8 protein-coding genes and 1 pseudogene are annotated in these 9416 nt (G+C 73.3%); 3 read left to right on the top strand and 6 right to left on the bottom strand.

Annotation, left to right across the window (positions count from 1 at the left end; translation table 11 throughout):
• Positions 1 to 251: pseudogene (locus GBZ26_RS22855) on the top strand (diguanylate cyclase); the annotation flags it as partial.
• A 27-nt stretch (positions 252 to 278) separates the two neighbouring features.
• Here the strand turns inward: GBZ26_RS22855 and GBZ26_RS22860 are convergent.
• Positions 279 to 758, bottom strand: coding sequence for a hypothetical protein (locus GBZ26_RS22860; protein WP_149167504.1), 480 nt, complete (start codon positions 756 to 758; stop codon positions 279 to 281).
• A gap of 552 nt (positions 759 to 1310) precedes the next feature.
• Here GBZ26_RS22860 and GBZ26_RS22865 point away from each other — a divergent pair.
• Both GBZ26_RS22865 and GBZ26_RS22870 read left to right on the top strand, forming a co-directional pair.
• Positions 1311 to 2378 (top strand): Ldh family oxidoreductase, encoded by a 1068-nt coding sequence (locus tag GBZ26_RS22865; RefSeq protein WP_211104909.1) that lies wholly within the window; start codon positions 1311 to 1313, stop codon positions 2376 to 2378.
• Positions 2379 to 2415: 37 nt separating this feature from the next.
• Entirely contained in the window at positions 2416 to 3756 is a 1341-nt protein-coding gene (locus GBZ26_RS22870) for an amidase (RefSeq protein ID WP_174440824.1), read from the top strand.
• Between the two features lie 41 nt (positions 3757 to 3797).
• Here GBZ26_RS22870 and GBZ26_RS22875 read toward each other — a convergent pair whose 3' ends face one another.
• The 5 genes from GBZ26_RS22875 to GBZ26_RS22895 form a co-directional block, all read right to left on the bottom strand.
• A complete protein-coding gene (locus GBZ26_RS22875; protein WP_425599359.1) occupies positions 3798 to 5387 on the bottom strand; it encodes a gamma-glutamyltransferase family protein in 1590 nt (529 codons plus the stop codon).
• Between the two features lie 30 nt (positions 5388 to 5417).
• On the bottom strand, positions 5418 to 5675 hold the full coding sequence (locus GBZ26_RS22880) for a hypothetical protein (protein ID WP_035682832.1): 258 nt from the start codon (positions 5673 to 5675) through the stop codon (positions 5418 to 5420).
• A 136-nt stretch (positions 5676 to 5811) separates the two neighbouring features.
• A complete protein-coding gene (locus GBZ26_RS22885; protein ID WP_174440825.1) occupies positions 5812 to 6951 on the bottom strand; it encodes a DUF1513 domain-containing protein in 1140 nt (379 codons plus the stop codon).
• Positions 6952 to 6954: 3 nt separating this feature from the next.
• Complete coding sequence (locus GBZ26_RS22890) at positions 6955 to 8067, bottom strand: imelysin family protein (protein WP_246654162.1); 1113 nt, start codon at positions 8065 to 8067, stop codon at positions 6955 to 6957.
• 33 nt (positions 8068 to 8100) lie between these two features.
• Positions 8101 to 9324, bottom strand: a complete 1224-nt coding sequence (locus GBZ26_RS22895; protein WP_174440826.1) for a di-heme oxidoredictase family protein — start codon at positions 9322 to 9324, stop codon at positions 8101 to 8103.
• Positions 9325 to 9416: the final 92 nt, after the last annotated feature.

Raw genomic sequence — 9416 nt, forward strand, 5'->3', positions numbered from 1 at the left:
AATTCATCATTGTCGGCATGGGCGCCACGCCCGGCGCCGAGGGGGATAAGGCGGCCGACGCTCTGCGCGACCGGGTGGCGCCGCTGATCCGCGGCGGGTACCGCTTGAAGGGCTGCGCCTTCGATTATCCGGGAGCGAGCGTCGGGGTGGTCAGCGCCGACCCTGGCGCCACGACGCCCGACGACGCGCTGCGCGCCGCCGACGCCGCCATGTATGTCCAGAAGAAGATCCGGCGGGCGGTCAGAGCCTGACGCCTTCCGCGAGGATCGCTCCAAGCCTTACGGACCGGCGGCCGCGCTCCAGGGATCGGGAGCGGTCACCTCATAGGGCTGGGCGACTCCACCCATCGACAGCGCATGGACGGAATTGCTGGAGAAGCCGCAGGCCTGTTCCGGATTCACGGCGGCGTTGGGACGGAAGGCATAGGGCCGCGGGGCGTCGGGCGACACGGAGGTGGCCTTGGTGCGGACGACCAGCCCGTGGCCCGACGGAACGCTCTGCTCCACCCAGACCCACAGGACCTCCGGGTTGTCGCGGAAGCGGGCCAGCAGGGTGGACAGCGCCTCCGTGCAGGCGGCATGGTCGAGCTGGTGGGCGCCGCGGTCGATGATGGCCGAGGCTGGTCCGGACGACGACGCGTCCGCAGGATTCCAGGTGACCGCCATGAGGCCGGACAGAGCGATGCCAGCGATGGAGGTTCCCCAGAGGACTCCGGAATCGAAACCGGACTCACCGTGACGGCTGGAATGATCGCGCATCGTGGCCCCTCTACAAAACACTCAACCGCTGCAACCGGCGTCTGCTTGTCCCAGTCTGTTTGACAGGAAGGCAGGCCCGTGACGTTGATCCAGGACAAGCACCTTACGAACTCATCCTGCTCGTTGTTTATTGTGCACCGCAACATCAGCCCGTCAACACCCACCGGAAGCATGGCAGGGCTGATTCCGTGCGCTTTCACGCCCGCGTGGCGATAACCGCGGCAATTTGCCGCTCCTCCGTGCCGGAGCACCGTGGCGACCGGCGGATGCGCCGCCGGCCAGCACGTCCCCGGACAACGGCCGCTCCGGCGACATGGTTCCCCACCGCCGTCCAATTCGCCAATAAAGTCAGTTGGTTATATTTGCGCATATTCAGGATTACAAACGAAGCCCGCCCCTCAATCCCACGCTCGGCGGGTCGATTGCGGACACGCGGACGCCATTCCCTTTCACCCGCGCCACCGCCGCACGCTATGGTGCGCCCGGCGGCCAGCGGACCGGCAAGAGTCCGGGGCCCCCGCAAGAAGAACACGAGAACCGGAAGGGACGAGCATGAGTGACGAGACCCCCAGCCGCCGCGCCGCCGCGGCCTTCGCCCAGACCACGGAAACCGGAACGCCGGTCGCCTTCGCCGATCTGGTGGCGCTGCTGGAGCGCATCTTCCGGCGCCACGGCACGTCGGAGCGGGTGGCGGCGATCCTGGCGGAGAACTGCGCGTCCTGCGAGCGCGACGGCTCGACCAGCCACGGCGTGTTCCGCATCCCCGGCTATGTCAACTCGCTGAAGAGCGGCTGGGTGGACGGGCGGGCCGAACCGACGGTGGAGGAGGCCGGTCCCGCCTTCCTGCGCGTCGACGCCGCCAACGGCTTCGCCCAGCCCGCCTTCCTGGCCGCCCGCGACCGCTTGCTGGAGATGGTGCGCGAGAGCGGCGTCGCCGTGATGGCGATCCGCAACTCCCACCATTTCAGCGCCCTGTGGCCGGACGTCGAGCCCTTCGCGCGGGAGGGGCTGGTGGCGCTCTCCTTCGTCAACAGCTTCGCCTGCGTCGTTCCGCCGGGCGGCAAGGCCGCCGTCTACGGCACCAACCCGATGGCCTTCGCCACCCCGGTGGCCGGCGGCGACCCGATGGTGTTCGACCAGGCGGCCAGCTCCATGGCCAACGGCGACGTGCGCATCGCGGCGCGCGAGGGGCACACCATCCCCCCCGGCTCCGGCGTGGACCGCGACGGCAAGCCGACCACCGACCCCAAGGCCGTCCTCGACGGCGGCGCCCTGCTGCCCTTCGGCGGCCACAAGGGCGGCTCCATCGCCTTCATGATCGAGGTGCTGGCGGCGGCGCTGACCGGCGGCAAATACTCGCGCGAGGTCGACTGGTCGGCCCATCCCGGCGCCGAGACGCCCTGCACCGGCCAGCTCTTCATCGTCATCGACCCGGAGCGCGGCGGGACCGGGGCCTTCGCCGACCGCGTCGCCGGGCTGATCGGCGAGGTGAAGCAGGCGGGGCAGGACCGCATGCCAGGCGAGCGCCGCTACGCCCGCCGCGTCCGCACCCTGCGCGACGGCATCCCGCTGGCTCCCGCCCGGCTGGCCGAGCTGCGCGCCCTGGCCGGCGACGCCTGACGCCCCTTCCCTCCTTCAAACCCGGTCGATTCCCGCCATGACGACGCCCACCATCGCCACCCTGTCCCGCCAGCTCGACGACGGCGCCACCACCAGCCGCCGGCTCGTCGATTCCGCCCTCGCCGCCATCGCGGCCGGGGGGGAGGAGGCGCGCAAGACCTACACCGCCCTGCACGCCGATCGGGCCCGCGCGGTGGCGGACGCCCAGGACCTGCTGCGCCGGGCCGGGCAGCGCCCCTCGCCTCTGGCCGGCCTGCCGATCTCGGTCAAGGACCTCTTCGACGAGGCCGGGCACGTCACGCGGGCCGGGTCGCGGGCGCTGGAGGACGCCGTCCCGGCCAGCCGCGACGCCGACGCCGTGGCCCGGCTGCGCGCCGCCGGTGCGGTGGTGGTGGGCCGCACCAACATGACGGAGTTCGCCTTCTCCGGCGTCGGCATCAACCCGCATTACGGCACCCCCGGCAACCCCGCCGATCCCGCGCGCATCCCCGGCGGCTCGTCGTCGGGCGCCGGGGTGTCGGTGGCGGCCGGCCATGTCCCGCTGGCGCTGGGCACCGACACCGGCGGCTCGATCCGCATCCCGGCGGCGCTGTGCGGCATCGTCGGCTTCAAGCCGACGCAGCGCCGGGTGTCGCTGCGCGGCGCCCTGCCGCTGTCCTGGTCGCTCGATTCCATCGGGCCGCTCGCCCGCACGGTGGAATGCTGCGCCATCGCCGACGCCGTCCTGGCCGGCGAGGCGGAGTGGGTGCCGCCGCCGGTCGGGCTGGCCGGGCTGCGCTTCGCCGTGCCGCAGACGGTGGTCCTCGACGGCATGGAGGACGCGGTGGCCACCGCCTTCGACGCCGCCTGCCGCCGCCTGTCCGAGGCCGGGGCGCGCATCGTCGAGATTTCCATGGCGGAGCTGGCGGAGATCGGCCCGGCCAACGCCAAGGGCGGCCTGCCCGCGGCGGAGGCCGCCCACTGGCACCGCGACCTGCTGGCGGAGAAGGGCGACCTCTACGACCCGCGCGTCCGCGTGCGGATCGAGCGCGGCCAGACCATGAGCGCCGTCGATTACATCGAGGTGACGCAGCGCCGCGCCGACCTGATCGCCCGCACCGACCGGACCACGGCGGATTACGACGCGCTGCTGATGCCGACCGTGCCGCTGCTCGCCCCGCGCATCGACGCCTTCGCCGAGGACGCGGAGTTTACGCGGCTGAACCTGCTGCTGCTGCGCAACTGCGCCCTGTTCAACTTCCTGGACCGCTGCGCCATCAGCCTGCCGATGCAGCGCGCCGGCGAGTTGCCCAGCGGCCTGATGCTGGTGGGTGCTGCGGGGGCCGACCGCCGCCTGCTGTCCATCGCCGCCGCGGTGGAGCCGGTGGTGGGCGCCTGACGCGAGGGGGGCGGCACAACCGCCCCTCCCCAAAGGCCCCCTCAGAATCCCAGGGCGCAGCCGTCCTTGCGGTGGTCCGAGCCGGCGATCAGCAGGCCGGCGGCGTGGTCGATCCAGATCGCCTGCCCGCCGCCCATCGGCTCGTCCCGGCGGACCACCGCGTGGCCGCGGCGCGCCAACTCCGCCGCGGGGTCCTCCGCCACGGTGGGCTCGATCTCCAGCACGCCGTTGAAGGCGAAGCTGCGCGGCTGGTCGATGGCGGTCTGGACGTCCAGCCCACGGTCGATCACCGCCGACACGAAGGCGCCGTGCCCGGCCGCCTGATAATGGCCGCCCATCACGCCGAAGGGGCAGACCGCGCGCCCGTCCTTGCGGATCAGGCCGGGGATGATGGTGTGCAGCGGGCGGCGGCGCGGCGCCAAGGCGTTGGGGTGCCCCTCGGCCAGGCGGAAGGAGGTGCCGCGGCTGTGCAGGAGGACGCCCGTCGCCGGGTCGAGCTGCACGCTGCCGAAGCTGTGGAAGATCGAGTTGATGAAAGAGATGGCGTTGCCGTCGCGGTCGACGACGCTGAGGCAGACCGTGTCCTTGTGCTCCGCCTCCGTCCACAGCGCGGGGGCCTGGGCGCGGGCCGGGTCGATGCGGCGGCGCAGCACCGCCGTCGCCTCCGCCGAGAGCAGCGCGGCGGCAGCCTCAGCCCCGCCCTCCCCCACCAGGACGTCGCGGTGATGGTAGGCGAGCTTGGTCGCCTCGGCCTGCAGATGGTGGCGGTCGGCGTCGCCGACCGACGGCGACAGGTCGAAGCCGCCCAGCGCGTTCAGGATCATCAGCGCGGCGAGGCCCTGGCCGTTGGGCGGACACTCGAGAATCTCGTAACCGCGGTAGTCGGTGGCGATGGGCGTCACATACTCCGCCCCGTCCTGCGCCGCCGCGAAGTCGTCCAGCGTGTGCAGCCCGCCGCGGGCGCGCAGGAAGCCGACCAGCGATTCCGCCGTGACCCCCGTGTAGAAGGCCGCCGCCCCGTGCGCCGCGATGTCCCGCAGCCTTTGGCCGAGCCGCGGCTGGGCGTGGCGTTCCCCGGCGCGCGGGGCGCGGCCGCCGGGCAGGAAGACGGCGCGGCAGCCCTCGTCCGCCGCCAGCAGAGGCACCGCCGCCGCCCAGTCCTGGGCCACCCGCGGGGAGACGCCGTAGCCGTCCTCGGCGTAGCGGATGGCGCGGAGGAGGACCCGGTCGAGCGGCAGCCGCCCGTGGTCGGCGTGCAGCCGCGTCCAGGCGGCGACGGCGCCCGGCACGGTGACGGCATGGGCGCCGTGGCGCGGAATCTCGCCGGTGACGCCCAGCCCGGCCAGACGCTCGACGCTCGCGGCGGCGGGGGCGCGCCCGCTGCCGTTCAGGGCGACCACCTGGCCCCCGTTCGCCGGGGCGTAGAGGGCGAAGGCATCGCCGCCGATGCCGGTCATGTGCGGCTCGACCACGCATTGCACCGCGACGGCGGCGATGGCCGCGTCCACGGCGTTGCCGCCCGCCGCCAGGATCTCCAACGCCGCCGCGCTCGCCAGCGGGTGCGAGGTGGCCACCGCGGCCTCCGTCGCCACCAGCGCAGACCGTCCGGGCCGGCAGAAGTCACGAATCACGACGGGGCGCCCTCCGGAACGGGAAACGGGTCAGTGCGGGTCGCGGCGCAGGGGGATGACGCGGCGGTTCCGGACCTCCGGCTCCTTCGCGGCGTGGATCTGCACCTTCTTGAGCTGGATGACGTACCGCTCGGCGCCGTTGACCATCACGGCGATGACGGTCGGCCCGTTCGCCCAGTCGCTGGGCACGAGATGAAGTTCCTTGATGCGGGCGGTTCCGGCGGTCAGCTCCGCAAGGTCGAGAACCTCGTCCCCGGCGCGGAACCCCAGATATTCATCGACGATCATGGCGTCCGGCGGCAGTGTCTTGGCGGCAGTGACCCCAAGCCTATCAGCACGGCGGGCGGCGGGCCACCGCGCAGGCCGCCGCCCGGCGCTTTTTCATAGGAAGCCTTACGAACGGCGCGTCATACGGCGACGCGCGTCAGGTGGCGATGCGCGTCATATGATTGTCCCAGCGGAAATCGGCCAGCCGCAGCCCGTCGCCCGGCAGGCCCGGCGCCGCGCCGACCGTCCGGAGATTGCCGAGCCCGCTGCTCGCCAGGAAGCCGTCGCCGTCCGGGGCGATGCCGCAGCCGTCGGGCAGCGCCGCCGACCCCAGCCACGCGCCGGTGGCGTCGTCCCACAGCCCGATGATGCCGCCCTTGGGCGAGCTGGCCGCGACCTTGCCCTTGTCGGCGGCGACGCTGCCGATGTAGCCCTCGAAGCGGGACAGCTCGTCGTCCGGAGTCTCGAACAGGCGCACCGCGCCGCCGCCCGGACGGTGCGTGCCGGTCAGCGGCTGGAGCATGCCGACGGGCCGCTCGTCCTGCGCGCCGAAGGCAATGCCGCCGTCGGCCAGGGCGGCGATGTGGCGGATGCCGAGATTCGCGTGCTCCTCCGGCAGGCGCACCTGATCGAGCAGCTTCCCGCTCGCCACCTCGACGTAGGTGATGGAGGAGTCCATCTCGTCCAGGTTCAGCTTGGCCCGGCCGGTGTCCGGGTGGGTGATGACGCCGCCGTTGCCGACCGCCAGGACCGTGCCGTCCGCGATCATCAGAAGTTCGTGCGGCCCCAGCCCATGGGTCGGCATCGCGCCGACGCGGCGATAGCCGTCCATCGCGTCGTAGACGCCGATCGACCCGGTTTCGCGCGGCACGTCGTCCTCCGCCACGTAGAGCAGACGCCCGTCGGTGGAGAAGGCGCCGTGGCCGGTGAAGCGGCGGTCGTCCGGCGCGCGGATCACCGGCCCCGGGCGCCCGTCAACCAGCGACAGCGGCATGACCCAACGGCCCGGCCGGCGGGCGAAGGCGACGGCCTCGGCCCGCGTCGGGTGGGGGACGACGCCATGGGCGCGGCCCGGTGTCGGGGTGGTGAAGCGCACGCCGCCCGCCCCGTCCAGCGCCGCCACGCCATACTCCGGTGATGCCGCCGCGGTGGCGTAGGCGTTGAGGAACAGCGTGCCCCCCGCGGTCTCCGCCCGCGCCGGCCCCAGGAGGGCGCCGAGCAGACCGCCTCCAAGCAGACTGCCACCAAGCAGGCCGCCACCAATCAGGAGCAGAGTGCCCCGGCGGGTCGCATCCATCGCTCAGTCTCCATCCAGTTCGTTGAAGCCGATGCTGATGTCCAGCAGCGGCGCGACGGTGCCGGTCAGCAGGTTGCGCAGGTCCTTCGCCCGTTGCAGGGTGGCCTCCACGGTCTTGCGCTTGGCCGGATCGGCGACGGCGACGTTGATCGGCGCGGGGATCGCCTCGGCGGCGCGGATCGCGGCGGTGAAGCCGTCCTCAAGCGCGCGGCGCGCCTGGGCGCCGGGATCGCCGGCGGGCAGCAGCGCGGTCAGGCCGGGGCCGCCGCCCTCGCCCAGCAGCAGGGCGCGCAGCGCCTCCAGGTTGATGCGGACGTTGCGGGCCGACTGGCCGCTGCGCAGCGCCTCGGCCACCGCCGGCTTGGCCTCCCCGGCGTTGGGACCGAGCGGCGCCAGAAGCTTCTGATCGGCCACCACCTGCAGGGCGGTGAGCGACCCGGTGAAGAGGACGTTGATCGCGGACCCGGCGTCGGGGCCGAGCGCGGTCGGCTCCCCGGCGGTCAACGGTGCCTCCAGGGCCTTCCAGCCGTCGCGGACCTCACGGGTGATGGCGAGCACGTTCTGCCCCACCGCGGCGGCCAGCGCGCCGCGGAAGCGCCCGGCCTCGTCGCCCTGGAACGACGCGGCGGTGACGCCCTCGTCGAACAGCAGCCGCTCCAGAGCGGTCAGCCCCTGCACCGCGGCGCTCTGGCGGGCCAGCCCGCCCGGCTCCAGCAGCTTGGGATCGCGGGCCTTCAGCATGGCGAGGATCTGACGCTGCACCACCCCGGCCCGCTCCGGCCAGAAGGCGATGCGGTCGGCGCGCAGTTCCGTCGACAGCGGCCCGGCGCGGAGATGCTGGACGCCGGCCCAGGCGTCGTAGACGGCGCGGTGGGCGGCGCGACAGCTCTCCAACCCGTCCGCCGTCGGCGCCGCGGCGAACTGGTCCAGCCGCCCCGCGTAGATGCCGGCGGCGGAAGCCAGCGCGTCGAAGCGCGGCAGAGCGTGGGTTCGGACCAGCCCGCCCAGCACGGCGGCGTCCCCCGCCGGCTCCCGCGCCGCCAGGGCGAGCTTGCCCGGCAGGAGGATCGACAGGGCGGCGGCCGACATCAGGCCGATCATGCGGCGGCGTTGCATCTCATCACCTATGCCATTCAAACCGTGTGGACTTTAGAGCCCCAGAACGAAACGCACCAACTTTTCGCGGTCGCCGCGCGGCAGGGCCATGAAGGCGCCGCGCGCCTTGTCCGCCTCGCCGCCGTGCCACAGGATGGCCTCGGTCACGCTGCGCGCCCGCCCATCGTGGAGCAGGGCCAGTGTGCCGTCGGAGTCGGCCAGCCGCCTCATCCCCCACAGCGGCGTCGTGCGCCAGTCGCGGCCCCGCGCCTCGCCCATCGCCACGCCGTCGGCCAGATCGTCGCCCAGGTCGTGGAGCAGCAGATCGCTGTAGGGAAAGATCGTCCGGCGCGACAGCGCCGGGTGCGCCGCGTCCTCCGCCGTGGTGAAGGAGGGACGGTGGCAGGACGCGCAGCCGGTGGCGGCGAAGAGCGCGCCGCCCGCCGTGTCGCGCGGCGCCTCCAGCCCGCCGTCCGGCGGCAGGGTGCGCAGGTAGCCGTCGATCAGCCCGATCACCGTGGAGGGAATCTCCAGCCCCTCATACTGCGGGGAATCGCCGTGCGGGGCGTTCCGGCACTCGGTCTGTGCCGGGGTGCAGTCGCCCCAGGGCTCTGGGTAGGCCGGGGTGGACATGCCGATGTCGAGGCTGAAGGCCTCGGAATTCTGGCGGTGCAGCGTCGGGTGGACGGCCTTCCAGCCGAAGCGGCCGAGTTGCCGCGTGCCCTCCGGCGCCACCCAGTTGGGGCGTCCGGCGATGCCGTCGCCGTCGCGGTCCTCCGGATCGGCGCCGGCCAGGATGTCGGCCTCGGGGACGCGCTCCAGCAGGCCCATGCCGCGCACGGACGGGGCGATGCGGGCCGAGATCGCCGTCGCCTCGGCCAGCGGCCCGTAATTGAGGTCGGTGACGGTCACCACCGGCCGGCGCAGCGTCGCCGTGTCGCCGTCGGGGAAGCGCACCGTCTCCTCGCGGTAGCTCAGGGACGGCTTGCCCTCGATGGCGAAGCCGAGCACCGCGTTGGTCTGGATCTGCCGCCCGTAGACCGGATCGCCGCTGAGCTTCAGCGCGTAGCCGACGCCGCGGTCGTCCGGGGTGTCGGGATCGGGCGGGCGCCCCTGGCGGGCCGCCGGGTGGCAGGCGGCGCAGGAGCGGGCGTCGTAGAGCGGACCCAGCCCGTCGTTGGCGTGCGTCACCGTGGGGGCGCTGACCCACATGCGCCGGAACAGCTTCTCGCCGATCCGGGCGTCGAGGTCGCCCGCCGCCGCCGGCAGGGCTGGCAAGAAGGCGGGGAAGGAGGCGAGGCGGGGTGTCGTCGGGGGGGGGGGGATAGGGGCGGGGGGGGGGGCCCTTTTGTGGAGGAGGAAAATACAGG

Origin of the sequence: Azospirillum formosense (genome assembly GCF_013340925.1) — a bacterium.
In the GTDB taxonomy this organism is placed as follows: domain Bacteria; phylum Pseudomonadota; class Alphaproteobacteria; order Azospirillales; family Azospirillaceae; genus Azospirillum; species Azospirillum formosense.

Excerpts from the sequence above, each read along its gene's own strand:
- GBZ26_RS22860 (WP_149167504.1), bottom strand. The coding sequence starts at position 758 with ATGCGCGATCATTCCAGCCGTCACGGTGAGTCCGGTTTCGATTCCGGA.
- GBZ26_RS22890 (WP_246654162.1), bottom strand. The coding sequence starts at position 8,067 with ATGCAACGCCGCCGCATGATCGGCCTGATGTCGGCCGCCGCCCTGTCG.
- GBZ26_RS22865 (WP_211104909.1), top strand. The coding sequence starts at position 1,311 with ATGAGTGACGAGACCCCCAGCCGCCGCGCCGCCGCGGCCTTCGCCCAG.
- GBZ26_RS22870 (WP_174440824.1), top strand. The coding sequence starts at position 2,416 with ATGACGACGCCCACCATCGCCACCCTGTCCCGCCAGCTCGACGACGGC.
- GBZ26_RS22885 (WP_174440825.1), bottom strand. The coding sequence starts at position 6,951 with ATGGATGCGACCCGCCGGGGCACTCTGCTCCTGATTGGTGGCGGCCTG.
- GBZ26_RS22880 (WP_035682832.1), bottom strand. The coding sequence starts at position 5,675 with ATGATCGTCGATGAATATCTGGGGTTCCGCGCCGGGGACGAGGTTCTC.